This window comes from Photorhabdus bodei, assembly GCF_003287735.1.
Classification (GTDB): Bacteria; Pseudomonadota; Gammaproteobacteria; order Enterobacterales; family Enterobacteriaceae; genus Photorhabdus; species Photorhabdus kayaii.
The window spans coordinates 29,817-53,300 of record NZ_NSCM01000020.1; the positions used below are offsets into that span (position 1 = coordinate 29,817).

Here is a 23,484-nt window from a genome sequence, read left to right on the forward strand (position 1 = left end):
AAATCACCTGTGTAGCAAATTGGTAGACAGTCATTGTAGCAGTTGTGTAATTAATAGATATACATTTAGCGTCTCCATTTGAAATCTTATGAAACGTAAGCATGCTGTGTTACCCAAAATATAGTGGCTGGTCTTCTGCTGACTGGCGTCGGCCTAATTTACACGAACGCCAGATACCAGAGCAAACTTTACTAGAGTTACCTACTGTTAGTTTGATACCTGAAAATATCTTAATGCAATTGAAACTTAAGTTTGGGGCTAAATTTGAACAACTAGAAAACCTTGATCGAATGATCTTAGCCACAGCGGCTGTAGAAGGATGGATTAATCATCAGCGGGCTTGTGAACTAACAACGTTACATTCCCGAGAAGTTACTTTGGCTTTTCCTCGCCTTGAACATAAAGGATTTTTAGTTTCATCAGGTGAAAAACGTAATAAATCTTACACGTTACCGGGTATGTCGTTACCAGATCCAGAAGAGCTTTTCTCTACTGGGGCAGTGAATAATATTAACAACATGGACTTACCTCATAAGGAGCCGAGCTTGCCTCATATAGTTTCAGGAACTCAAACCCATCGAGATACGTTAGGGCGTCTTACCCCTTTATCATTTAGCTTACCGTTTATTGATAGCTTAGAGTACATATCTCTGGATTTAAGAAAGAAATTGGAGGAAATTGCTAAACCGGCTTATGAAAATCGACGATTAGAGCCGGAAGAAATGCAACTAATTATCATGAAACTTTGCCAATCTCACTATATCCGTATTGATGTGTTAAGCATTCTATTAAATCGTTCAGCAAAGAATCTCAGGCAACGCCATATAAAACCATTGCTTGATAATGGCATTTCCGCAAACACCAAGTCATCCCAATCAAGGATATACTGTCAGGACTCTATCGCAGGATTGATACCTTATTACCAGGGATTTGGTAAGGATGAAAAAATATAATAAGAGTGTTTTCTTATATGGTTAAGAAGGAAATATTTCCTATGGTAGGAAAATAGATTGGAATATTCAACTTATCATATAAATATGTTTATATGATTTTTATTATTATATTATTAATGTTAAATCAGATATATATCATAAGAAATAATTATAAAATATCCATCCTTGGTTGTATGCAATTCTTCCATTAACCACTCAATTATTATCGAGTGGCAGATAAAATAGATTTTGCATGTCGTTTGATTTGCATATTTTAATGTTTCTGTCAAACAATAAACCTTGTGTTAATTGTCCTTGATTGTTCTAATATATCAGAACTTGCTGGAATGATGTTGTTTAATACACAGGTTCGCAATAGCCATCGATCTTTACCATCATAACGGGGAGTGAATTCTGATCGTCCATGAACACACCGGTTATTATTAATAATGAGCAAATCCCCCTTTTCTAAAGTAGCCCAGACTTTATTTTTATTAGCTAATTTCTTTAGTTTATTCAATAATATTTCAGCTTCAGAATTGATACCTTGCATTAAGTCAAGGTCGTATATCATATATGGGTCGTTCGGATCACCATGAAAAACAGGAGTAATCGGGCCATTACCTTTCTTTCCATTGGGGCTACCATATGAATAATCTATTCCTGTAATAAAAAGGGGTTTAAAGAGTAATTTATATTCATTCAGTGATAGGTATGGAATTATCATTCGTGCACTTGCTGTAAAAGTTTTGGCTGTTTTATCGTGATCCTGACGTAAGCAATATAGTAATACGTAATCACACATATGTGGATGAAAAGCAATTTCTGTGTGAAAATCTAATTCTTTCCTGGAGCTGGCAGAGGAAAGTAATATTTCTTTTCTAGGATGAGGAACAAGATTTTGAAAAACATTGCCTTGTTTCTCTTGGGTATAACTTACAGCATAGCCAAGAAATTCAGCAATCATTGCTAGCCACATTTCTCCAAAGAAATTTCCTTTGTCAGGATAATGCAATGAATCTAATGGTGTTGATGGCAAGTAATTTCCTGGATTAATTCCTTTTAAGAGTAATACGCCATATTGATTGGAGTGGTTTTTAAATTCATATAATTTCTGGATTATATCTTGATTTAAATATGTTATTCTTTTATAACTTTCTGATAAAAACGAATTTAGATTTTCATAGGGATTGGGTAATTGATTTTTATATATTCCTGCTTTAATAAGCTTGTCATGGTCTATATAGAGTATATGATCTCCTTTTAATTTTTCTAAATCTTTAACGAAATACTCTTCTGGAAATTTAGATGATACTTCCGAGAAATTTATTCCAGGATTAAAGGTGATTTTATGGTTTAATAGATTACACACAGATGAAAAAAATGATTTCAAAAACTTCTCATTATCATTTTCTGAAAAATATCTTGATGAAAAAGAGTTTATAATTCCTAAGAAGTAAATATGATGCCCATTAACTTCCTTTTTTACTCCTATAGCGTGGTTGTCGAATATCAAATAAGTATGCCAATCTTTATAATGTGTGAATTTTGTTGTCAAATAACCATGAAGAAGATGGGATTCACCTTCAAAATTCACTGCGATATTTCCATCTAGTCTACTTAAATAGTTTTCTTTCCTATCGGGAAACTCCAGATAGGAAATTTTGAGATCTTTATTATTAGTTATTTCTATTCTATTATTACTACTATATAATGGGAAGATAATAGAAATTTTTGGCCATTCAATATCATGTTCTATAGGTTCTTTATTTGTTGTGATGAATATATCTATATCACTTTTTCTCTTATTAGAAGATAAGAATGAATCTGAATCATATACAGAAAAACCATGATATTTTAAAAAGTTAATGATATTGAAAAAAGCACTTTTAATTGTCTGATGATTTGAGTTGCTAATATAAGAATCATCATATACTATAGATAATATGTTGCTTTTCATTGAATTCTCCTCGACTAAATAGGTATTAGTCAATAATAATATATTGGCGTATACTCTATGGATTTCAAGATGCATCGCGACGGCAAGGGAGCGAATCCCCGGGAGCATAGATAACTATGTGACCGGGGTGAGTGAGTGCAGCCAACAAAGAAGCAACTTGAAAGATGACGGGTATATACAGAAACGTCATGGTATTTTAAAAAATTAACTAATAATCATCCCGACAAACATTGCTACACCGAATAATAACAATGATGAACTGGTTATAGATTCAACAATTAATTGAGCGTTTTTATTAAACAAAACAGATTGTATATAAGATAATCCATTAACAAATATTGCCCACCAAAGTACACCAATCAATATGTCTATTAATCCCAGGATAATAACTTGATTTAAAGCCGGGCGTGATGGATCAATGAATTGAGGAAGAATACTTATAAAGAAAATAGCCACTTTGGGATTAAAGATATTAGCTAAAAGCCCGGTAATAAATAGATTGCTATTTTTCTGTGTTATATTTGTGCTTTGATTTTCAAAAGTTTGGTTTTTTTTACTGTTAAAAGCATCTTTTAACCCGATATAACCTAAATATATTAAATATAAAGCGCCTAGGGTTTGTAAAATATTAAATGCAGTTTTTGATGTTGCCAGAATTAAAGTTGCGCCTAATGATCCTAGGATCAAATGAAAAACAAGACCTGCTTGTACACCAATTGCCGTTATTAGCCCATTTTTTCTGCATTTAAATGTCCCTTTACTGATAATAGCCCAGTCTGGGCCGGGTGTTATATAGGATAAAACAACCAGAAGAAGATAAAAATAAAGTAGGTCGAGATTCATGGTTTTATACTCTGCAATGAGTTATTACTTGAATAAAATCAGCAGATTCACCGATCTTTATTTCAACATTTACGTCTTTGACTTCATTAATATTATTGATATGTGTACCTCCACATGGGATAGTGACTACCTTCGAGTCAATAGTCGATTTCCATAATCTGGTATCATTAATATCTTTTGATTTATATTCAATGGTTATTTCCGCACCTTGAGATAACCAATTATTAAGTGTGCTATTAACTTCTCTATTAATTTTATCCAGATTTTCAATTAGTATATTTTTATCAAACCCTTTCTTTCTGAGTGATTTACCAAAGCGATAAATATCAACGGATTTAAGTTCTGTAATAGAAGATTGGTAAATGGCGGCTTTATCTAAATTATAATTTCCTAAACCATCGGTATCATATATTTTTGACCATATATGATGTGTCGCTTTATTTAAAGCAAGGGACATAAAGTGGGCTATCGAGTGTGCGGCACTAATTTTGTATCTTGCTTCATTATTCACGGATAGAGTGATTTTTTTCCCTATAAGATCTTTTTCGGATATTTCCTGTAAATCGGGTATATAATGTGCTGGAATGATTTTATCTGGCGACGTTGCTTGTTGCGTTATTTCCTGGTCTATATATAAATGACCATCAATAAGGCCCGCGGTGTAAACTTTTGTTACCGAAAATTCTTTGTTACTTATTGAAACTATTCCTGTATCATGTAATTGATCCGGCCATTTATAATTCCTAGGGTAAAATGGACTATCTTGGGTTAGCAGAAGGATGCCATTTCCATATTTCATCATCCCGATAATGTGAGATTCTAACGTCAGGGTCCCTAGCATAAATGAAGCTTCTGCTTTTAGGAGTTCATCAGTAGTCATATCCGTAGTCATGTAACATCTCTCTAGTTATAATTTTCTGATACCTATTAATACAGGGTATTTTTTAATGTAATTTTTGCCAATCAAGACACCCTATTAATCTTAATATCATATTACTATTCGTTTTAAACGTTATAGGTAATCTTTCTTGCTGATTACCAGAATTAGATAAATAAGATCAATATGTGTATAGTCAACTTATTTATAGGATACTTAGAGCATTGTTGCAAGTGGAAAAATTGGAATGTTTTTATGTTTTACCTACATAGTCAATAGCGATTTTAAGGGTGAAATCTGTTTTTTTAACTGTCGCGATAATTTTTTTAGTTTAAAAATAGATAGTTAAATTGATAAGGTATATGGTACAGAAGGAAATAAAGTATGGTTGCTATGGCAGGAATTAATATAAATTTGCTGGAAGAAACGATTAGAAAGCTTGAAATTTTAGAGAAATGTTCTCCTGATAAGTCACGTGCTACACAGAGCCGAAGAGCGATAGATATTTATCTTGATGCTAATATTCCAGAACAGAATAATAGCGTTTTTGGTTTATGGGGGGATAAAATGTTGGATGGATTGGAATATCAAGGTAAGTTACGCGAAGAATGGTAATGATTGCTATGAAGTCGCTATTCGATACTAATATATACCCTATGGATTTCAAGATGCTTCGTGACGGCAAGGGAGTGAATTCTCGGGAGCATAGATAACTATGTGACCGGGGTGAGCGAGTGCAGCCAACAAACAGGCAATTTGCAAGATAACGGGTATATTGATTATTTAAATGGATATGTACAAGCTAACGTGGATGACGGTTATGGTGGGAGTTAAGACTCTGGATAGGGATAAAGAAAATATAACAAGAATCTTTCTAGGTAGTAAAATGTGCAGTAATTGTCTGGCATGAAAAAAAGATAAAGCTGCCTGATGCAATAATCTGGACAACGGCTTAGCAAAATGGGTGGTTATTGATTACTAGAAACGTTAAAAATAATGCTGGTGTTATTCTATCTTACGAAGGATGAACTCATAAGAATAAACTGTAAGCCAATGAGATTATAGATGACTTGAAGGAATACGGGCCTATTTACTCGTAGTATAATTATGTTGCGCTTACTATCTATGCGAAACTGTGACGTCTATATATCTTTTTCTATTGACATATTAGTTATATTAATGAAAATGTCTATGTCGCAATGACAATTCTATTAGTGGCTAAGGAGTTCTATTATGGATTATCTATCATACAAAAAACAGGCTGATCATGTTATAGCAGAAAACATAGAGAATGTATCAAGAAAATCTGCGCCAATTGTATATTCAACTATGGAGGATATTTATTTAGGTTTAGTCAGATTAAGAAACTCTCAAGCTTTTTTGTATAAAGATATTTATGGTAAGCAGATATCTAATGAAGACGAGAGAATGATTGACGCAGTTATTAAAGCAATTTTTAAAAAAGGTGATGTAATTTATGATATTGTGTCTACAATCATAAATACAATGTATGATTTGATTCCTGAGAGAACACAAAGAATTATATCTGAGAAGTTTAATTTAATAATAGCTACATATGGAGTTCAAACAGCAACTAAGATTAGTATAGCCACCGCAGTAACAAGTTTGATATCGATTAAGATAAATGCCGTTCCATCTGTAAAAGCAAAAATAGCAACCTTTTTAAACATATCAATAAACTCCCTTGCTATTTATGGGGTTTTCGAAAAAGCAGCTAGATCTGCACGAAAATTAAAAATAGAATCACCTGTGACATATTTAGCCTTAAGGAAGAAAGGGTTAGAAATGCTTTATTTCTTGGTTGAGCCATACATGGGGAAATTAATAAATATTTATAGAAAAAATATCATTACCTTAGAAGATGAAAAATTACTTTTAGATGAAATAGAAAGATTAATTTACCTTTAACTTAACATGATGTAATTGGTGAAAAAAATGAATTTAATTAAATCTTTTGTAATAGATCTTGTTGGGATTTTCATAACATTTGCTTTTTGTTTAGCATGGTTTGTAATTACTCCTGAAGGGTTTGGTATAATTGGGGGAATAATTATTCTGGTAGCGTCGTATTTCGTTACAATAAAAGTAAAGAAAAAATTGTTGAAGTTAGAATAACTTCAACAATAAGGCATTACATTGATTAATAAAGTGTTAGTACACTCTATCATCCCATATACTGTAACCTGAAGTTCCAGCTATATGATGTTTCCATGTTATGCTTTTATATGCTAGAGAAATAGTTTCAAATGGTATTGTATTTGAACTGTCTATACTGTGGGGATAATTGGCACATATATCAACAATAGAGGCATCTCTTAACTCGACGGTATAGAATTTTTCCATAACACCAAAAGAATTAATTCTGTAAAAATCAAAATAAGCGTTTAAGATTTCATTATTAGAAATAGCTATGCCAAGTAGAGGAGATGATTTATCTATTATCTTCATGAAATCTACTGGGTGATGATCAGAATTTTGTTCTCTAGTTAAACTATGAACGAAAGATAAAACTTGAATTTCATCTTCATGTCCAATTTGATACCTATTTCCTATAGAGTCAGATGTTGAGCACCCTGATGATATTAACCCTTGTTTACGGCCAGTTAGTTTTAAGTAAATAGAAAAGCTCATATAAACATCCTATATCAATCCCATAACAGTTAATAGAAGTGTCTATATTATCTCCATAATATAAAAGAATCAAAAGTATTGTTTATATAATAATCTTAAGATGTTCGTGGTTAGTTACACCAAAAGGGAGCATGAGATATACCCTATGGATTTCAAGATGCATCGCGGCGGCAAGGGAGCGAATCCCCGGGAGCATAGAGAACTATGTGACCGGGGTGAGTGAGTGCAGCCAACAAAGAAGCAACTTGAAAGATGACGGGTATAGTATTTTACACTGAGTATATACCGAATGAACTTCAAGATGCTTGAGTCGTCAGACATAAAAACATTTAAATTCAACAACATAATCGTTTTTCAAACATGCACTTTGAAGTATCTTGAGTATATATGATATTTGGTCAATTTATGTGTCAATAAGTAATTGGAAAGATTGATATAACGTTGAAGGAAGAAATCGGATATAAATTCAACGTAATAAAAACCGCGAGAAAGTTTTTAATATTCTCGCGGTAATCACGTTTTCTAAACTGGGAGATCAATGATTTTCTGTGAAGAAAAATCAAATCTCAGTACGTGGCTTAGCATTCTCCGCCAGCCATGTTGCAATACGTTGTTTCTGTTCTTCTTTCAGCCACATACCCAATTTGGTACGGCGCCAGATTGCGTCATCTAGTTCAACAACCCATTCATTATCGACCAGATAACGAAGCTCTGCTTCATACAGGCCGTGACCGAAGGATTCACCTAGATCGGTCAGATTATTAGCGCCTTGCAGAATCAGTTCGCTGTTACTGCCGTAAGTACGCGCATAACGTACCGCAACACCTTCCGGCAACCAGTTGTAACGTTTACGCAATAAACGGGCATAACCATCGCGATCGCACCCTTCCAGATTACCACCCGGTAACTGACCATTTTTGGTCCAGGCTTTTCCGGCATTGGGATAGTACTGCATGAGCTTCTCGGTTGCGTGTTCCGCCAGTTTACGGTAAGTGGTTAATTTACCGCCAAACACAGACAGTAATGGCGCTTTGCCCTGTTCATCATGTATGTCAAGGGTATAGTCGCGTGTAATGGCCTGAGGTGAGTCGGATTCATCATCGCACAGTGGACGTACGCCAGAGTAGGTCCAGACGATATCGTCACGGCTAAGTTGTTTCTTGAAGTGGTCGTTATAAACTCTCAGCAGGTAATTAATCTCTTGATCGTCAATCTTCGCCTCTTTTGGATCTCCTTGATATTCCACATCGGTGGTTCCAATAATGGAAAATTCATCCATCCAAGGAATAACAAATACGATACGATGATCTTCGTTTTGCAGAATATAAGCTTGCGGCTCATCATGCACTCTTGGCACCACAATATGGCTGCCTTTGATCAGGCGAATACCATAAGGTGATTTCAATTTTAGGCCATCGTCAAAGAATTCTTTAACCCAGGGGCCGGTAGCATTAACCAGACCTTTTGCACGCCAAGTATAGGTCTTACCTGTACGCAGATCTTCGGCTTCAACCATCCAACCCTCTTGTTCGCGCCATGCACGGGTCACTTTTGTTCGGGTACGGACTTCCCCGCCACGTTTTTTGACTTCTTGAGCGTTAAGGACAACTAAACGAGCATCATCAACCCAGCAGTCAGAATATTCGAAGCCACGGACCAATTCTGGTTTTAGAACAGAATTGGCACCGAATTTTAGCCCTTTACTGCCAGGCAGGCTGACACGTTTGCCCAAATTGTCATAGAGGAACAGGCCAATACGGATCATCCATGCTGGACGCAAATGTGGCTGGTGCGGCAGGCGGAAACGCATCGGAAAAGCAATGTGTGGTGCAAGGTTCAGTAAAACTTCACGTTCTGCCAGCGCTTCGCTGACCAAACGGAATTCATAATGTTCTAGATAGCGCAAGCCACCGTGGATCAATTTTGAACTGGAGGATGACGTGGCTTTGGCTAAGTCTTGTGCTTCCAGCAACAGAACAGAAAGCCCCCGGCCAGCAGCATCTGCCGCAATTCCGGCGCCGTTGATCCCGCCGCCGATCACAATCAAGTCTTTAGTCTCCATGCATCCCCCTAAAATGTTCGAAATAGTTCTTTAATGCTCGCTTTCGCTCAAGATTGTAATCAGAAATCGATCAATAGCCAACTATTTGCTAAGAAAAAACATGTTCACGTGATATAGATAACAAATATTACCTTATCCATATGATTTTCATGGTATTAATGAAGAAGCTAAAAGATGGTGTAATTGTGGAACGGCAAGGAGATAGGGGATAGTGCTATCCCCTGAATATAGAAAAAATTCTTAGCAGAGTTCGAGCTGCACGTTATGTTGCTCAATCACTTTCTGAATGCTTGGCGGGGGAAGTTGGTCAGTAAATAGATGATCAATGAGATTCATGTTACCCAGATTAACCATAGCATTGCGGCCAAATTTAGAATGGTCAGTGACTAACATAACACAACGGGAGTTTTCGATAATTGCGCGCTTTATGCGTACTTCATGGTAATCAAATTCCAGTAATGAGCCATCCATGTCAATGCCACTGATGCCGAGAATGCCGTAATCAAGCCGAAACTGAGAAATAAAATCCAGTGTGGCTTCACCGATAATCCCGCCATCACGGGAACGAATCTCCCCACCCGCCAGAATTAAACGAAAGTCTTCTTTTGTCATCAACAGGGTAGCGACATTGAGGTTGTTAGTGACAATCCGCAGAGCTTTATGATTTAACAGTGCGTGAGCGACAGCTTCGGGTGTGGTGCCAATATCAATAAACAGCGTTGCGCCATCCGGGATATGGCTAGCAACGCGTTGTGCAATACGTGCTTTCTCTTCTGACCACATGATTTTGCGATCATGATAAGCAGTATTAACTGAACTTGATGGCAACGCGGCACCGCCGTGATGCCGCTGTATTTTGTTTTTATCTGCCAAGTCGTTCAAATCACGGCGGATAGTCTGGGGGCTGACATTAAAGTGTTCAACCAACTCTTCAGTGCTGACGTAGCCCTGAAGGCGTACCAGCTCAACTATTGCATCATGCCGTTGAGTTTGCTTCACGATAGTCCTCTAAGTGTCTAAAAGTGTCGGTTATTATTTTTGAATGTATGACGGTTATCCCACAACGCCATCAGTAAACCGATAATTAAACCGGAGAAATGGGCGGCGTTGGCAATCGATAGTCCAAATGCATCGAAGTATCCAACAATCAGCCAGAAGATCGAAAAAGCCATCAAACCACGGGGAACACCGATACCACGTTCGGGAGCACGTTCACCGGTTAGCCAGACATAACCAATTAAAGCGTAAACAACCCCAGAAAGGCCGCCAAAATGAGAACCACTGAATAATGATTGTCCCCAGCCGCTGAAAACAGCGGAAACAATCATAATGACAAACAGTTTTCCTGTACCGAGGTGCTTTTCTGTTTGCCCGCCAAGATACCACCACCACATGAGATTAAAGATGATATGCAGTAGTGAGAAGTGCAGTAAGCCGTGGGTGACCCAACGCCATAGTTCCATATGTTGGCTATCGTCAGGCCAGGCCAGCCAAGACATCACCTGATCATCCCCGGCAAATTGCATCCAGAGATAAACAACGATATTTAGGAACAAAACCGTGATGGTTAACGGACCTGCCTGACGACTTAAATATTGCCAATTCAGATTATTGTGGTACTTCAATGGATGATTCACATCGCCAGATTGCCAACTGGCCGCTTGATAACGTTCATTTAGCGGATCGCGGGTAAATTGCTCTAGCTCTTGCTGAACTAGAGTAAGTTTAGTGTCATCTTCCAGCCATAGTTCGACGTGTTGCTCATCGTGACTGGGGCGCATAGTGAGATGGACCTGATGGGTTGCCATATAATCGATAAAGGCTTGCGCTAGACGCGGGTTTGAAATAGCGATTACGCGGATCATGAGGTGTGTTATGCCGGATTAGGTAAGGAGTCAACAGCGTGAGGATAGTCTCTGCGCCAAGCTTCAAAACCGCCATTAATGCTGTAGACAGCTTCAAAACCGATGTTTAATAAATACTGAGCGGCATTCTGGCTGCTATGACCGTGATAACACATAACCATAACCGGCTGCTCGAAATTGGCCTGTAACATAAATTCATTCAATGTGTCGTTGGTTAAATGAAAAGCATTACATGCATGACCCGCCCGGAAACTCTGTGGATCACGGATATCCACCATAATGGCGGATTTATCCTGCCAGTGTTGATAAGCCTGCTCAGGGCTGATGGTTTGAAAATGTTCCATATATATTTTGACTTGCTCTTGAAAACTTAGAGATTATCCCGTTAGATTATTATTGTAATAATGTTTTCCCGACGATTATCCGAGCGGGAAAATTTGTTATCAGTAATAAGTGATCAGTAATACGTTATTAGTAATACGTTATTAGTAATAAGAATGTTCACCGCGTTGGTGTTCAGTCAAATCTTTTACCCCTTTTAGTTCTGGGAACATGTTCAGCAACTCTTTTTCAATCCCTTCTTTCAGGGTGACATCAACCATTGAGCAGCCATTGCAGCCGCCGCCGAATTGAAGGATAGCAAAACCATCATCCGTGATTTCCATCAGGCTAACGCGGCCACCGTGACCGGCTAACTGTGGATTAATTTGTGACTGCAAAACGTATTCCACACGTTCGACAAGTGGGGAATCATCAGAAACTTTACGCATTTTGGCGTTAGGCGCTTTTAATGTTAGCTGAGAGCCTAACTGATCGGTGACAAAATCAATTTCAGCTTCTTCAAGGAAAGGGGCGCTCAGTTCGTCAACGTAAGCTGACAGTTGATCAAATTTCAATTCAGTATCTGTTGCTTCAACAGCATCAGGCGGGCAGTAAGATACGCCGCACTCAGCGGTAGGTGTGCCTGGATTGATGACAAATACACGAATTTGTGTACCCGGTTCTTGGTTTGCCAGTAATTTGGCAAAATGAGCTTGTGCTGCTTCAGTAATATTAATCATATCATTTGCTCAATAGTTGACTGCTATAGTTGGTTATAATACGCCCATTCTCGTATTGACTACAAGGTTCGACAAATCGCCCAGACCTGCACTGAATGGGCACCAGCACGAATTAACAAACGGGAAATTTCAGTCATGGTCGCACCGGTGGTAATCACATCATCAAGTATGGCGACATGTTGTCCCGCAACGGGGCCACAAAGCTGAAATGCTTTCCTGAGATTAATCTTACGCCGTGCTGCCGATAAATTTCTTTGTGGTAGTGTAGCATGCGTCCGCTGTAGAAAGCTTTGCTGGTAATCGCATTGTAGCCATTCTGATAACTGCTTTGCCATTAATACACTTTGATCAAATCCCCGTTTCCAGCGCCGGCGTCGATGCAGTGGCACACTGAGCAGAATGTTGGGTTTATGCCATCGTCCATCACGATAGCCCTGTTGCCAGTGCAGCAGAAACAGACGCGCCAGAACTGACGCAAGTTGTGGGGTACCGTGATATTTATAGCGACGAATCAGGCCACTCAGTGGTGGGCAGTAGTCGGTAATCGCTATCATATTTTCCCATAGAGGCGGTTTTTTGAGGCAGCGTCCACAAGGCAGTGAAGGGAGTTCTGAGGGTAGAGCGCAGCACGGGCACATGTTTGTCAAACGTTTCAGCCGCTTGTTGCAAAAACTGCATACTCCATGATGTGGAAACCAAAGAGGCTGACGGCATAGCCAACAGTACCCAACCATTGTTAGCATAGGTTTCTTCCTTGATGGCAAATAAAGTTGAGAATAACAATGGCTGATCTGTTTTGGCAGACTTCTGCGGGAGATTCGCGTGATCTTGTGTTGCTGCACGGATGGGGGCTGAATGCGGAAGTTTGGCGTTCCATTGAAATGCGATGTGCTTCGCATTTTCGTTTGCATCTGGTGGATTTACCGGGTTATGGCCGTAGCCAGAAATATGGCCCGATGAATCTTGCTGACATGGCGGATGAAGTTTGGCGATATGCGCCTGAGAATGCGCTATGGCTAGGTTGGTCGTTGGGAGGTCTGGTTGCCAGCCGGATTGCCCTTGACCATCAGGATAAGGTTGCCGGATTAATTACCGTGGCTTCTTCACCGCATTTTAGCGCAGAAAGTGACTGGCCGGGGATTAAGCCGGAAGTTTTGCACGCTTTCGAACATCAGCTTAGTGAAGATTTCCAGCGCACAGTTGAGCGTTTCCTGGCTTTACAGACGTTGGGCACAGATAGCGCCCGTCAGGATGCGCGATTACTGAAATCCGTTGTGCTGGCGCAGCCGATGCCTTCTGTTGAAGTACTGCATGTTGGACTAGAAATTTTGCGTACCGAAGATTTAAGGGAGCCTTTGGCTGAACTTGCTATACCGTTCCTGCGGATTTACGGTTATCTGGATGGGTTGGTGCCAAGAAAAATCCTCAACAGTCTTGATGAAAAATGGCCGCGTTCAGTTTCAGCTATAATGCGTCATGCCGCTCATGCGCCTTTTATTTCTCATCCAGATGAGTTTGTGAAGTTATTAACTGAATTTGTTAGTAGAGAAGCGCTGTGAGTTTGATGAGTTCTTAAAATAGTAAAGCTTCTCCCGCGTGGATGCGGTGATTCAATTAATTTTTTCGTTGCATAGTAAAAAACTGCCGATCTTGTCGGTGAATTGATGCTATAGCGGGCGTTGGTGCTGCTGGTGCGCATAATTTTTTGAGTGATTTTATTGGGAGCATATCTGTGCTTGTTGCCTATAAATAGATGGCTTGCTTTGCTCATGAAAGTAATCTATTTTGATTACTTTTGATGCGCATGTTAAGATAGTAAATTAAATGGATTAATTTTATGTTTTCAGCAAACATTATAAGAGCGGCGTTCAAGGAGCTTTCTAAGCTACCTGTTGGTCTCAAAGTTTCAATGATTGAAGCCATAGAAGAATTAGAAGCTGCTGGAACAGATTTAAAAGAGCCTAAAGTTAGAGACATTGGAAACGGGCTTAAAGAGTTAAGAGTGAGTGCTTCTGAGGGTATTGCGAGGGGATTTTTCTTTTTTGCAGTTGGACAACAATTTTATGTTGTTCATATACTGCAGAAGAAAACCCAAAAAACGCCGAAGAAATCGCTCGATCTGGCAAACCAACGAATGCAAGAGGTTAAACGGAGTCTTAAAAATGTCTGACAATGATTATGATATTATCCCGTTTTCTGAAGCTAAAACGCTTCTCTTAGAAGATGCCGCGACTCTGGAAGCATATAACGATATCCAGATCCGTAAGGCGTTGATGAAACAGCTTAAAGATGCACGTAAAGCGCTACATCTTACTCAACAGGATGTTGCTCAGAAGATTGGCACTCAGAAGCAAAACATTAGTCGTATGGAAAATGGTAAAAGTGTGCCCAATCTGGATACTTTAAGCCGCTACGCTGCCGCGCTTGGAGGGAGATTTGTTTTCCAAATGCCTGTAAATCAATAGACTGTATGTGTTTAGTCATGGTTTATGACCCTTTGGACCAACAGATTGTTGATAAGCTCCCTTGCCGTCGCGATGCATCTTGAAATCCATAGGGTATAAACAGCAATTTGATAAATTCGCACAAAGCGCCGAAGGCGAAAAAACCTTAAGAGCTTCACGAATAAAAATTCTGGTTCTGTTTTTTAACGGGATGGTGTTTGCTGATCAACTGAAAGAAAGTAAAGGAGATGCTAAGGGGTATGCTCAGGTTACTTCGGCGTTTCTAAGCACACTGAGCACGGTTGCTGATGTGATCAAACCAGCTATTGAATTCGGGATAAAAAATCAAGCGGTAACTAAGTCGATTAAATTTGTGGGAGCCAGCGCTGGAGCGGTAGCGTCTGTATTGAATTTAGGGATTGATGGTAGTGATGTTGTCAGAGAATGGAGAAAAGAAGATACTCGCTGGTCTTTCTTTGGGTTGTTTCTTCTAAAATCATCGGCGGATGTGGGTTTACTTGTGAAATCAATGAGTGGCTTATTAGAAGTGTTGGTTAAGCGTGAGTTTAGTAATAAGATAATAGAATTAGCATTTGACCAAATAGGTAAGATCGCGGCTTGGCGTATTATTGGATTCTTCGCTAGCTGGCAGTTCATGATAATAATATTTGTCCTTGATGAATTATATACTCTTTTTATTGATAATGATTTGCAGGATTGGTGCCGTAATAGTGTTTTTGGTAAAGAACCGGATAAATATCTCGTTTCAATTATATTGATTGAGACACAGGATAAACGTAATGAGCTTTATCAAAAACAAAGCGAAAAGTTAGGCGAAGCTTTGGGGGCAGTATTATGACTAAACGCAGAGAGATGAAAGAGTTTATTAATTTCGAAAAAATCAGAAACGAATTATCAGATGCAAAATTTTATATGGGATTAAGTTCTTATGGTAGTGTTGAGGAAAGAAATAAAGCTGCTGAAGCAGAGAAAAAAATTCCAGAATTAGAAGCGCTACTTGCTAAAGAGCCGCCACCGCCAGAATTGCCCCCGAAAGTACCATTGATTAAAGTGACCGGAACTCTGGAAGAATTTAGTGTAATAAAAGTATGGGGTTATTTTACTGATCGTGAATATGATCCGGAGGGATTTGCACGGCAGGAAAAACGTGCTCAAGTAGGTGCATTACTGCTTGCTATCGCAGGGAATGCCGCAGCAGCGGCAGTGACATCACAAAGTCGAGAAAGGATGAGTGATCCTAGTGATTTTGTTCGTGGAAAAATTAACGGTATTCCATTTCATGGTTGGTTAGGGATGACCAATGCCAAAGTTGGTGATTATGTTGAATTAGCTGTAGCGCCTAAAGATAATCATTATGTTGTTTATGCCTTAGCTAATCCTTATACAAGGATTATTTCAATGACTCCTCGTTGTGAATGTGGTCTTGATGGATATATCAAGTTTGGTACGAAAGTTAATCATGGATTAACATTGTTTTTATTTTTAATGACTCTTTCTTTCATGCTTTACGGGAATGCAGAAAAAGTGACAATGGTGGTTTTCTTGTCTCTTGTTTTTATCTTTATTCTTGTCGATGTTTTATTCTATTTTAAAGGTAAAAATCTTGAGAAAAAAGATCCAAAACCGACAATACTATTAGCTGAAAGAATATTTATAGCTTTGGGGTTTCCTGAACCATCTTTGGTTGATTTAAATATTTCAACTAAGAAAAAGCTTAAGGGTTTAAAACTACAGGGAAAATATGTCGATCCTGATAGTGACGAAGGGAAAAATATTCCTTGCAAATGGTATCGCCTGGAGTTTTTTTATTACTATTAATTAAAAGAAAAGTAAAAAGTTAGCAGAAGTTTTGGGGCAGTATTATGACCAAACTCAGAGAATGAAAGAGTTTATCGACTTTGGAAAAGATAGAAATCCACTAATCCCGCCGATAATTTGATGTTATCGCAGATGTTAGTTCGAGTAATCTATCGTATTTTTACGAGTCTAAATGGCGACTGTACATTGATTAGTCGTTTTAGACAATTTCAACACTCCCCAGCGATCCGATAAACCGCCGTATCACATTTCTGTGTTTCGGGGCATTGTTTGCAACTGCCGCTTAGGCAAGCAGTTGCATCAATTTTTTCCAATTTGCCCATCACTGTAAGTTGTTCAAGCATAGCGGCAATCATCTGTACGGACGCGCAAAGCTGGTGGCTCAACAGTTTGGCATCTGCCCGTCCATTCAGAGCAACGGCATCCCTTACTTGTAATAGGCTAATCATTTTCAATTCCTAGTGACAGTTTCCACTGGAGCAGTGGCAGCTATTTCCCGGGTTGCTGATTAACTTCATCGTCACACGGCTGCGTGCCCGCCGCAGGAAGTAGAACACCAGCGCGTTAAATATGACGACGGTCAGAATGGTAATCAGGCCGCTTTGTGGATGTTGTGAGAAAGTCACCATCTGGTAGAACAAAGCTGAAATTGAATAAGCCACGTTCAGTCCCCACAGAATGGAGAATGTCATCCAACCACGGCTTGTTTCACGAGCAATCGCGCCCATCACCGAAACACAAGGCACATATAACAGAACAAAGATTAGATAACTGTAAGCTGAAATAGCGGAGCCAAATTTGGCGCTCATGGTTCCCATAGAACCGCTATCCATCTCACCGTCACCTTTATTAGCTTCGATTGGGTTGGCAAGCACGCTCAGAGTGAAGGTATCTTTCAAACTATCCCAAGTTTCACCAACTGCATCTTTCAGTTCAGTAAACAGGTTGAACTCATCTGCATTAAACGGTTCATTAGCAATGTTTTCTGCGGTATACAGCGTATTGAGTGTCCCAACTACCACTTCTTTTGCCATAGCACCAGTTATCAAACCAACAGTTGCTTGCCAGTTATCAGAGTGAACGCCAATTGGCTGTAACACAGGCGTAATAACCTTGCTGACTGAAGCCAGAGCGGATTGGTTGATGCTATCCACCGCCTTACCAGAAAATGAGAAACTGTTAAGAGCGCCGATGAACATACTGGCGATAACGATCACTTTACCAGCACGGATAACAAAACCTTTCAGGCGTTGCCAGGTTTGCAGAAGCAAAGTTTTTAGATGTGGAATATGGTAAACCGGGAGTTCCATAACAAACGGTGAAGCTTCGCCACGCATAATGGTGTATTTCAACATCAGGCCAGTCAGAATAGCGACGACAATGCCCAATATATAAAGGGAAAAAACAATGGTTGCCCCGTTTTTGCCAAAGAATGCGGCGGCAAATACGGCAAAGATGGCTAATCGTGCACCGCAAGACATAAAGGGGGCCATCATAATCGTGATCAAGCGTTCACGCGGCGCATCTAGCGTTCTCGCCCCCATAATGGATGGGACGTTGCAACCGAAGCCAACGATCAGCGGGACAAACGATTTACCCGGTAGCCCCAAAACTTGCATCAGACGATCCATGACAAATGCAGCCCGGGCCATGTAGCCAGAGTCCTCAAGGAAAGAGAGGAATAAATACATCATGCCGATTTGTGGTACCAGCGGCAAAACGGTGTTGATACCGCCACCGATGCCTTGCGCGAGGAAAACCGTCAGCCATTCTGGAAAACTTAAGGTATGCCCAAGCCATTGAACCCCATGAATGAAAACTGCGACAGAACCACTGTCAAAGATAGGTTGTAGCGCACCACCGATATTAATTGCCAGCACGAACATTAAATACATAACCGCCAGGAAAATAGGTACACCTAACCAACGATTAAGGATAATTCTGTCAATTGCTTGGGTGAGCTTATTTGGCATGGCTTTTTGGGTATCAATCACGGCCATGCACAATGTATTGATGCTTTGATAGCGCGCATCGGCAATCACCAGTTCGGGCTCTTCATGTTGCTGTTGTTGCAAGCGTTCCTTGGATTCAATCAGCATTGAGGTAGCAAGACCGGAACGTTCCAGGCTGTAAATATCCCCTTCAAGCATCTGAAGCGCTAGCCAGCGGCGTTGTTGAGCATGAAAATTGTCTGACATTGCACCAGATAACGTCTCAATTTCTTGCAACAGGCAATCAGGGTAGTGAATCAGTGACTGCCCGGAATTCTGCTTATGGCGGTCAATTGCCCGTTTCAGCTCATTTAGTCCCGTTGCTCGGGTTGAAACCATTGGAATGACTGGACAGCCGAGGCGTTGCTCCAGTTCGGCAATATTAATTTGGATATGCTGACTGTCAGCGATATCCAGCATATTAAGCGCAACGATGCATGGAATACCTAATTCCAACAGTTGTAACGTCAGATAGAGATTTCGTTCAAGGTTAGAAGCATCTACGACGTTAATCAGCATGTCAGCATCACCGCTCAGGATATAGTGGCAGGCTATCTGCTCATCCAGTGATGTTTGTTCAGAAATCGTGGTTAGAGAGTAGGTTCCCGGCAGGTCAACTAACTCAATTTTGTGTTCCGCGGTGGTAAAACGGCCAACTTTTCGTTCTACTGTAACGCCAGCCCAGTTGCCTACACGTTGTCGAGCGCCAGTAAGTTGGTTAAATAATGTTGTTTTGCCGGCATTGGGGTTGCCAATTAGGCCAATGGTCAGTGCTTTCATGTTTTTGGTGCCAGATTAAATTAAGAGTAACCGTTTCGTTGCTTGCAACGGATTATGCGTTGCATTGAACGCTGTCTAATGTGAGAAATTCCAAGTCTTTTTTTCTCAGAATCAGGCTGACTCTGCGAGTCTCAATTTGTATCGGATCACCTAAAGGCGCTAAGCGGACAACATGAAATGAAGAACCGGGCAGCATACCTAATGACAGCAATTTCTGTCGGTAAGCCGGGCTGATCTTCGGAGAAAAACCAATGATCTTGTAACTATGGTCTGGAAGAAGTTGCATATAACCTTCCGGGATATGTGGTAAGTAAGATATACCCGTTATCTTTCAAGTGGCCTCTTTGTTGGCTGCACTCACTCACCCCGGTCACATCGTTATCTATGCTCCCGGGGATTCGCTCCCTTGCCGTCGCGATGCATCTTGAAATCCGTAGGGTATAATATCGAAAATTAGTCATACTCATTATTATGAAGTATGATTTGCATCCAATTCATAATAATTGCAAATGAGAATAATAACCAACATTAATTTCAATGTTAATCCTATTTTCATTTTTGGTGTTAATTTAATCACTTAGTCACTCAGAGTTGATATGAATCTGTGAGTTTGGATTCTTTCTGGCAGGAACAATGAAACGTGCACTGCCGAAGCAGTGCATCTTACCGTGATGGGAATCTTAACGTTTTTTTCCAAATGCGGCAGCTAGCGCATCACTCATAGCACTGTTTCCGGCTGAGGTAGAAGAACGGGAAGTGTTACGGTTCCTGTCATTACGTTCAGGACGGCGGTCAGCTTGTGCACTGTTATTGCGGCGTGAGGGAGTTTCTCCCGGTTGCTCATCAAGACGCATGGTCAGAGCAATGCGCTTGCGGTTCAGATCAACTTCCAGCACTTTTACTTTAACGATATCACCCGCTTTTACCACGGTGTGAGGATCTTCTACAAAGCGATTGGACAGCGAAGAGATATGAACTAAACCATCTTGATGAACGCCGATATCGACAAATGCGCCAAAGTTAGTCACGTTAGTGACCGCACCTTCCAGCACCATTCCCGGATGCAGATCATTCATGGTTTCCACGCCTTCCGTGAAAGTCGCGGTTTTAAACTCGGGTCGTGGATCGCGGCCAGGTTTTTCCAGCTCTTTCAAAATATCGGTAACGGTTGGAACACCAAATCGCTCGGTGGTGAAATCCTGAGGTTGCAATCCACGTAATGAGGCAGGGTTACCCATCAATTCTTGGAGTTTCTGCTCAGTGGCCGCCAGAATTTTTTCCACTACCGGATAAGCTTCTGGATGAACGGTCGATGCATCCAGCGGGTTATCACCGTGATTAATCCGCAGGAATCCAGCACATTGCTCAAAAGCCTTTGGCCCAAGACGATTGACTTTCAGTAATTGTGCACGGTTATTGAAACGGCCGTTCTCATCACGCCAGTTGATGATATTTTGGGCTATCATGCGGGTCAACCCGGCAACTCTGGTTAGCAGTGGAACAGAAGCGGTATTGAGATCCACGCCGACGGCGTTTACGCAATCCTCAACGACGGCATCCAATTTTTTGGCAAGCTGACTCTGGCTGACATCATGTTGATACTGACCGACACCGATGGATTTCGGATCGATTTTCACTAATTCAGCCAGTGGATCTTGCAAGCGACGGGCGATAGAGACTGCTCCACGTAGTGAAACGTCCAGATCAGGAAATTCCAGTGCCGCCAACTCAGAGGCAGAATAAACCGATGCCCCTGCCTCACTGACAATCACTTTTTGGGCTTTTATCTCTGAGAACTGCTTTTGCACATCCGCGAAGAAACGTTCTGTTTCACGGGAAGCCGTTCCGTTACCGATGGCGACCAGTTCCACTTGATGTTTGAGACACAATGCCGCCACGCTTGCAGCAGCTTTAGCCGCTTGCCCGGTGTGTGGATAGATCGTGTCTGTGGCAATCAGTTTGCCGGTTGCATCGATAACAGCTACTTTGACACCGGTACGCAGACCGGGATCGAGCCCCATTGTTGCGCGCATACCCGCTGGCGCGGCCATCAATAGATCTTGCAGGTTGCGGGCGAATACTTTGATGGCTTCATCTTCCGCTTTCTCTCGCAAGGTACTCATCAATTCAGTTTCAAGATGCAGCAATACCTTAACGCGCCAGGTCCAGTTCACTACGGCTTTACGCCAGCTATCTGCCGGTGCATTATTCAGGCGCAGATTAAGATGCTGCGTAATAATCTGTTCGCAATAGCTCTCTTTTGGTGGTTCATCAAACTGGGGATCAGCATTTAGCGAAAGTTGCAGTATTCCTTCATTACGACCACGGAACATAGCTAATGCGCGGTGAGAAGGGACTTGTGCGATAGGTTCATGATGATCAAAATAGTCGCGGAATTTAGCGCCTTCCTCCTCTTTTCCTGCAACGACTTTAGCGACCAAATGGGCATTCTTCCATAGATAGTCACGTACTTTCGCCAATAACGCGGCATCTTCGGCAAAACGTTCCATTAGGATATAACGCGCGCCATCCAGAGCCGCTTTGGTATCAGCCACACCTTTATCGATATCAACAAAGGTAGCGGCAACCTGTTCTGGTTCTTGCTGTGGATCTTGCCACAAGGTGTCCGCTAGTGGTTCAAGACCCGCTTCAATAGCGATTTGTCCACGAGTACGGCGTTTCGGTTTGTATGGCAGATAGAGATCTTCCAGCTCTGTTTTGCTGAGAGTTCCATTAATGGCTTCTGCCAGTTCTGGGGTTAGTTTACCTTGCTCGTCAATGGATTTAAGAATGGTCTGGCGGCGGTCCGACAGTTCGCGCAGATAACTAAGGCGGGTTTCAAGTTGACGGAGTTGGGTGTCATCCAGACCTCCGGTAACTTCTTTACGATAGCGTGCGATAAAAGGGACAGTATTCCCTTCATCAAGCAGGCTAATCGCAGAAAGTACCTGTTGTGGCCGCGCTTGTAGCTCATTTGCAATAATTTGGCTCAGAGATTCATTCATGCTGCGTTTTCTTCTGGTGGATAGGCTTCAAATATTCATAAAACCCCCTTTATACGTTCTGAGAGAAATAATTTCCAGTTTACGTCTAATCTTATTTTGACGAGTTACGCTATAGCAACCGCGATTGAACTCAAATGTGATAAGTTGTCGTTGGAACCATAAGTGTGTTACCGGATTTGCTATGAGCTGTTTCTGAATATCAGAATTAAACTAAAAGGATAGCTAGAATAGGAAAAACTTGAGTTTCATCGCATTATTCCAGAAGTAGGTAACTAATGAATTACAAATCTACTTTTGATTTTCGTTAAAAATGGAGGGATTACCTAAAGAATTTATTTAATGGAATACGAACATGTTTACTTCCAGATTAACAATGTTGCACTTAATTATGTGAATCTACCCATTTTAAATTTTTTAATGGGCTAACGAATAAATTCGAGTTCTTACCTGTTCAGCTGACATAATCGATTTTACCCATCGCGGCATGGCATGTGAGTTGAATCATTTGCTCTCGCGTTTTTGATGGCGTCATGAATTAAACTAAGTGCTCTGAAATAGTGGGGATTCTGATTATTCATTCCGTCTAATTCCTCTAGTCTCTTCAATGCTAATTGGATCTCTGCCGTCGATAAGTGCAGTCTGGCAACAGTGGGATCACAATTCTGCGGTTTAACTGCCCGATAATGTCACTCGTGACGTCCAGCAATAGGGGATAAACAACGTTTTTCCCAGTATTACGGTAAACGGTGAATTGCATTGTTAAAATGTCCTGTGTTCATCACTAAAACAACCATGTTCATCATGGAAACGGTTTAACGCCTCCAACGCTTCCCTATTATCTTCCCGCCATTTCAGCGCTTCGTAATTGCGTAATTCGGCATCCAAGGCGGCGGTCAGTGTGGCACTAAAGTTAATACCTGCTTCACGTGCCCGACTCAGTAAGCTTCGTTCTACAGTCATTGTGACGCTCTGTGTGTTGCGTTGTCTTGCTGTCATGATTTATCTCCAGCGTTGAGTGTGCGTGTATGCTACACGTATATATACCCGTTATCCTTCAAGTTGCCTCTTTGTTGGCTGCACTCACTCACCCCGGTCACATCGTTACCTATGCTCCCGGGGATTCACTCCCTTGCCGTCGCGATGCATCTTGAAATCCATAGGGTATAGCGCTAA

The 23,484-nt window shown here is 40.6% G+C and carries 27 protein-coding genes and 1 pseudogene; 11 read left to right on the forward strand and 17 right to left on the reverse strand.

Annotated elements, in window-relative coordinates:
- Positions 1 to 101: 101 nt before the first annotated feature.
- Positions 102 to 953, forward strand: a complete 852-nt coding sequence (locus CKY02_RS25745) for a hypothetical protein (RefSeq protein WP_240002048.1) — start codon at positions 102 to 104, stop codon at positions 951 to 953.
- 265 nt (positions 954 to 1,218) lie between these two features.
- On the opposite strand, the gene CKY02_RS12800 is transcribed toward CKY02_RS25745, so the two are convergent.
- On the reverse strand, positions 1,219 to 2,892 hold the full coding sequence (locus CKY02_RS12800) for a TauD/TfdA family dioxygenase (protein WP_112895573.1): 1,674 nt from the start codon (positions 2,890 to 2,892) through the stop codon (positions 1,219 to 1,221).
- A gap of 43 nt (positions 2,893 to 2,935) precedes the next feature.
- On the opposite strand from CKY02_RS12800, the gene CKY02_RS24610 reads away from it, so the two are divergent.
- Positions 2,936 to 3,100, forward strand: coding sequence for a hypothetical protein (locus CKY02_RS24610; RefSeq protein WP_167405306.1), 165 nt, complete (start codon positions 2,936 to 2,938; stop codon positions 3,098 to 3,100).
- Here the strand turns inward: CKY02_RS24610 and CKY02_RS12805 are convergent.
- Complete coding sequence (locus CKY02_RS12805; protein ID WP_112895574.1) at positions 3,097 to 3,735, reverse strand: LysE family translocator; 639 nt, start codon at positions 3,733 to 3,735, stop codon at positions 3,097 to 3,099. The genes CKY02_RS24610 and CKY02_RS12805 overlap by 4 nt on opposite strands.
- Before the next feature lie 4 nt (positions 3,736 to 3,739).
- A complete protein-coding gene (locus CKY02_RS12810) occupies positions 3,740 to 4,615 on the reverse strand; it encodes a hypothetical protein (protein ID WP_228903098.1) in 876 nt (291 codons plus the stop codon).
- Between the two features lie 381 nt (positions 4,616 to 4,996).
- Here CKY02_RS12810 and CKY02_RS12815 point away from each other — a divergent pair, with 381 nt between their 5' ends.
- The gene (locus CKY02_RS12815) at positions 4,997 to 5,227 is read left to right on the forward strand and encodes a hypothetical protein (protein WP_146747434.1); all 231 of its coding nucleotides are present in this window, start codon (positions 4,997 to 4,999) and stop codon (positions 5,225 to 5,227) included.
- A gap of 618 nt (positions 5,228 to 5,845) precedes the next feature.
- The gene (locus CKY02_RS12820; RefSeq protein ID WP_112895576.1) at positions 5,846 to 6,541 is read left to right on the forward strand and encodes a hypothetical protein; all 696 of its coding nucleotides are present in this window, start codon (positions 5,846 to 5,848) and stop codon (positions 6,539 to 6,541) included.
- A gap of 243 nt (positions 6,542 to 6,784) precedes the next feature.
- Here CKY02_RS12820 and CKY02_RS12830 read toward each other — a convergent pair whose 3' ends face one another.
- A complete protein-coding gene (locus CKY02_RS12830) occupies positions 6,785 to 7,264 on the reverse strand; it encodes an Hcp family type VI secretion system effector (RefSeq protein ID WP_112895578.1) in 480 nt (159 codons plus the stop codon).
- Positions 7,265 to 7,395: 131 nt separating this feature from the next.
- Between CKY02_RS12830 and CKY02_RS24615 the strand changes: the two genes are divergently transcribed.
- Complete coding sequence (locus CKY02_RS24615; RefSeq protein ID WP_162120519.1) at positions 7,396 to 7,542, forward strand: hypothetical protein; 147 nt, start codon at positions 7,396 to 7,398, stop codon at positions 7,540 to 7,542.
- Positions 7,543 to 7,823: 281 nt separating this feature from the next.
- Here CKY02_RS24615 and glpD read toward each other — a convergent pair whose 3' ends face one another.
- The 6 genes from glpD to gntX form a co-directional block, all read right to left on the reverse strand.
- A complete protein-coding gene (glpD, locus tag CKY02_RS12835; protein ID WP_112895579.1) occupies positions 7,824 to 9,326 on the reverse strand; it encodes a glycerol-3-phosphate dehydrogenase in 1,503 nt (500 codons plus the stop codon).
- 240 nt (positions 9,327 to 9,566) lie between these two features.
- Positions 9,567 to 10,325, reverse strand: coding sequence for a DeoR/GlpR family transcriptional regulator (locus tag CKY02_RS12840; protein WP_112895580.1), 759 nt, complete (start codon positions 10,323 to 10,325; stop codon positions 9,567 to 9,569).
- 17 nt (positions 10,326 to 10,342) lie between these two features.
- Positions 10,343 to 11,191 carry a rhomboid family intramembrane serine protease GlpG gene (glpG, locus tag CKY02_RS12845; protein ID WP_112878444.1) on the reverse strand — a complete coding sequence of 283 codons (849 nt, stop codon included), beginning with the start codon at positions 11,189 to 11,191 and terminating at the stop codon, positions 10,343 to 10,345.
- An 8-nt stretch (positions 11,192 to 11,199) separates the two neighbouring features.
- On the reverse strand, positions 11,200 to 11,535 hold the full coding sequence (gene glpE / locus CKY02_RS12850; protein WP_112878443.1) for a thiosulfate sulfurtransferase GlpE: 336 nt from the start codon (positions 11,533 to 11,535) through the stop codon (positions 11,200 to 11,202).
- Between the two features lie 141 nt (positions 11,536 to 11,676).
- Positions 11,677 to 12,252, reverse strand: a complete 576-nt coding sequence (gene nfuA, locus CKY02_RS12855; RefSeq protein ID WP_112878442.1) for a Fe-S biogenesis protein NfuA — start codon at positions 12,250 to 12,252, stop codon at positions 11,677 to 11,679.
- A 59-nt stretch (positions 12,253 to 12,311) separates the two neighbouring features.
- Positions 12,312 to 12,995: a DNA utilization protein GntX gene (gene gntX, locus CKY02_RS12860; RefSeq protein ID WP_112895581.1), complete on the reverse strand. Its 684-nt coding sequence runs from the start codon at positions 12,993 to 12,995 to the stop codon at positions 12,312 to 12,314.
- 39 nt (positions 12,996 to 13,034) lie between these two features.
- On the opposite strand from gntX, the gene bioH reads away from it, so the two are divergent.
- From bioH to CKY02_RS12885, 5 genes are all read left to right on the forward strand, one after another.
- Positions 13,035 to 13,811, forward strand: a complete 777-nt coding sequence (gene bioH / locus CKY02_RS12865) for a pimeloyl-ACP methyl ester esterase BioH (protein ID WP_112895582.1) — start codon at positions 13,035 to 13,037, stop codon at positions 13,809 to 13,811.
- A 278-nt stretch (positions 13,812 to 14,089) separates the two neighbouring features.
- Entirely contained in the window at positions 14,090 to 14,422 is a 333-nt protein-coding gene (locus tag CKY02_RS12870; protein WP_112895583.1) for a type II toxin-antitoxin system RelE/ParE family toxin, read from the forward strand.
- Positions 14,415 to 14,717, forward strand: a complete 303-nt coding sequence (locus CKY02_RS12875; RefSeq protein WP_112895584.1) for a helix-turn-helix domain-containing protein — start codon at positions 14,415 to 14,417, stop codon at positions 14,715 to 14,717. Before CKY02_RS12870 ends, CKY02_RS12875 begins: the two co-directional genes overlap by 8 nt.
- 79 nt (positions 14,718 to 14,796) lie before the next feature.
- Positions 14,797 to 15,555: a hypothetical protein gene (locus CKY02_RS12880; RefSeq protein ID WP_112895585.1), complete on the forward strand. Its 759-nt coding sequence runs from the start codon at positions 14,797 to 14,799 to the stop codon at positions 15,553 to 15,555.
- Entirely contained in the window at positions 15,552 to 16,535 is a 984-nt protein-coding gene (locus tag CKY02_RS12885; RefSeq protein WP_112895586.1) for a putative type VI secretion system effector, read from the forward strand. The genes CKY02_RS12880 and CKY02_RS12885 overlap by 4 nt, the downstream gene beginning before the upstream one ends.
- A 209-nt stretch (positions 16,536 to 16,744) precedes the next feature.
- On the opposite strand, the gene CKY02_RS12890 is transcribed toward CKY02_RS12885, so the two are convergent.
- The 7 genes and pseudogenes from CKY02_RS12890 to CKY02_RS12915 all read right to left on the reverse strand — a co-directional run bounded on the left by CKY02_RS12890 (position 16,745) and on the right by CKY02_RS12915 (position 23,307).
- A complete protein-coding gene (locus CKY02_RS12890; RefSeq protein WP_112895587.1) occupies positions 16,745 to 16,984 on the reverse strand; it encodes a FeoC-like transcriptional regulator in 240 nt (79 codons plus the stop codon).
- A gap of 9 nt (positions 16,985 to 16,993) precedes the next feature.
- Positions 16,994 to 19,306, reverse strand: a complete 2,313-nt coding sequence (gene feoB / locus CKY02_RS12895; protein ID WP_112895588.1) for a Fe(2+) transporter permease subunit FeoB — start codon at positions 19,304 to 19,306, stop codon at positions 16,994 to 16,996.
- A 52-nt stretch (positions 19,307 to 19,358) separates the two neighbouring features.
- Positions 19,359 to 19,592 carry a ferrous iron transporter A gene (gene feoA / locus CKY02_RS12900; RefSeq protein ID WP_112879608.1) on the reverse strand — a complete coding sequence of 78 codons (234 nt, stop codon included), beginning with the start codon at positions 19,590 to 19,592 and terminating at the stop codon, positions 19,359 to 19,361.
- Positions 19,570 to 19,767, reverse strand: a complete 198-nt coding sequence (locus CKY02_RS24620) for a hypothetical protein (protein ID WP_162120524.1) — start codon at positions 19,765 to 19,767, stop codon at positions 19,570 to 19,572. The genes feoA and CKY02_RS24620 overlap by 23 nt, the downstream gene beginning before the upstream one ends.
- A 219-nt stretch (positions 19,768 to 19,986) precedes the next feature.
- Positions 19,987 to 22,311 (reverse strand): Tex family protein, encoded by a 2,325-nt coding sequence (locus CKY02_RS12905; protein WP_112895589.1) that lies wholly within the window; start codon positions 22,309 to 22,311, stop codon positions 19,987 to 19,989.
- 616 nt (positions 22,312 to 22,927) lie between these two features.
- Positions 22,928 to 23,068: pseudogene (locus tag CKY02_RS12910) on the reverse strand (CcdB family protein); the annotation flags it as partial.
- Positions 23,069 to 23,070: 2 nt separating this feature from the next.
- Positions 23,071 to 23,307 (reverse strand): type II toxin-antitoxin system CcdA family antitoxin, encoded by a 237-nt coding sequence (locus CKY02_RS12915; RefSeq protein ID WP_088374722.1) that lies wholly within the window; start codon positions 23,305 to 23,307, stop codon positions 23,071 to 23,073.
- Positions 23,308 to 23,336: 29 nt separating this feature from the next.
- On the opposite strand from CKY02_RS12915, the gene CKY02_RS26300 reads away from it, so the two are divergent.
- Positions 23,337 to 23,462: a hypothetical protein gene (locus tag CKY02_RS26300; protein WP_275658218.1), complete on the forward strand. Its 126-nt coding sequence runs from the start codon at positions 23,337 to 23,339 to the stop codon at positions 23,460 to 23,462.
- The last annotated feature ends 22 nt before the right edge of the window (positions 23,463 to 23,484 follow it).

Bases quoted from the DNA above. Each gene is read 5' to 3' on its own strand.
- CKY02_RS25745 (WP_240002048.1), top strand. From the start codon at position 102: ATGCTGTGTTACCCAAAATATAGTGGCTGGTCTTCTGCTGACTGGCGT.
- CKY02_RS12800 (WP_112895573.1), bottom strand. From the start codon at position 2,892: ATGAAAAGCAACATATTATCTATAGTATATGATGATTCTTATATTAGC.
- CKY02_RS12805 (WP_112895574.1), bottom strand. From the start codon at position 3,735: ATGAATCTCGACCTACTTTATTTTTATCTTCTTCTGGTTGTTTTATCC.
- CKY02_RS12810 (WP_228903098.1), bottom strand. From the start codon at position 4,615: ATGACTACTGATGAACTCCTAAAAGCAGAAGCTTCATTTATGCTAGGG.
- CKY02_RS12815 (WP_146747434.1), top strand. From the start codon at position 4,997: ATGGTTGCTATGGCAGGAATTAATATAAATTTGCTGGAAGAAACGATT.
- CKY02_RS12820 (WP_112895576.1), top strand. From the start codon at position 5,846: ATGGATTATCTATCATACAAAAAACAGGCTGATCATGTTATAGCAGAA.
- CKY02_RS12830 (WP_112895578.1), bottom strand. From the start codon at position 7,264: ATGAGCTTTTCTATTTACTTAAAACTAACTGGCCGTAAACAAGGGTTA.
- CKY02_RS24615 (WP_162120519.1), top strand. From the start codon at position 7,396: ATGAGATATACCCTATGGATTTCAAGATGCATCGCGGCGGCAAGGGAG.
- glpD (WP_112895579.1), bottom strand. From the start codon at position 9,326: ATGGAGACTAAAGACTTGATTGTGATCGGCGGCGGGATCAACGGCGCC.
- glpG (WP_112878444.1), bottom strand. From the start codon at position 11,191: ATGATCCGCGTAATCGCTATTTCAAACCCGCGTCTAGCGCAAGCCTTT.
- glpE (WP_112878443.1), bottom strand. From the start codon at position 11,535: ATGGAACATTTTCAAACCATCAGCCCTGAGCAGGCTTATCAACACTGG.
- nfuA (WP_112878442.1), bottom strand. From the start codon at position 12,252: ATGATTAATATTACTGAAGCAGCACAAGCTCATTTTGCCAAATTACTG.
- gntX (WP_112895581.1), bottom strand. From the start codon at position 12,995: ATGCTAACAATGGTTGGGTACTGTTGGCTATGCCGTCAGCCTCTTTGG.
- bioH (WP_112895582.1), top strand. From the start codon at position 13,035: ATGGCTGATCTGTTTTGGCAGACTTCTGCGGGAGATTCGCGTGATCTT.
- CKY02_RS12870 (WP_112895583.1), top strand. From the start codon at position 14,090: ATGTTTTCAGCAAACATTATAAGAGCGGCGTTCAAGGAGCTTTCTAAG.
- CKY02_RS12875 (WP_112895584.1), top strand. From the start codon at position 14,415: ATGTCTGACAATGATTATGATATTATCCCGTTTTCTGAAGCTAAAACG.
- CKY02_RS12885 (WP_112895586.1), top strand. From the start codon at position 15,552: ATGACTAAACGCAGAGAGATGAAAGAGTTTATTAATTTCGAAAAAATC.
- CKY02_RS12890 (WP_112895587.1), bottom strand. From the start codon at position 16,984: ATGATTAGCCTATTACAAGTAAGGGATGCCGTTGCTCTGAATGGACGG.
- feoB (WP_112895588.1), bottom strand. From the start codon at position 19,306: ATGAAAGCACTGACCATTGGCCTAATTGGCAACCCCAATGCCGGCAAA.
- feoA (WP_112879608.1), bottom strand. From the start codon at position 19,592: ATGCAACTTCTTCCAGACCATAGTTACAAGATCATTGGTTTTTCTCCG.
- CKY02_RS24620 (WP_162120524.1), bottom strand. From the start codon at position 19,767: ATGACTAATTTTCGATATTATACCCTACGGATTTCAAGATGCATCGCG.
- CKY02_RS12905 (WP_112895589.1), bottom strand. From the start codon at position 22,311: ATGAATGAATCTCTGAGCCAAATTATTGCAAATGAGCTACAAGCGCGG.
- CKY02_RS12915 (WP_088374722.1), bottom strand. From the start codon at position 23,307: ATGACAGCAAGACAACGCAACACACAGAGCGTCACAATGACTGTAGAA.
- CKY02_RS26300 (WP_275658218.1), top strand. From the start codon at position 23,337: ATGCTACACGTATATATACCCGTTATCCTTCAAGTTGCCTCTTTGTTG.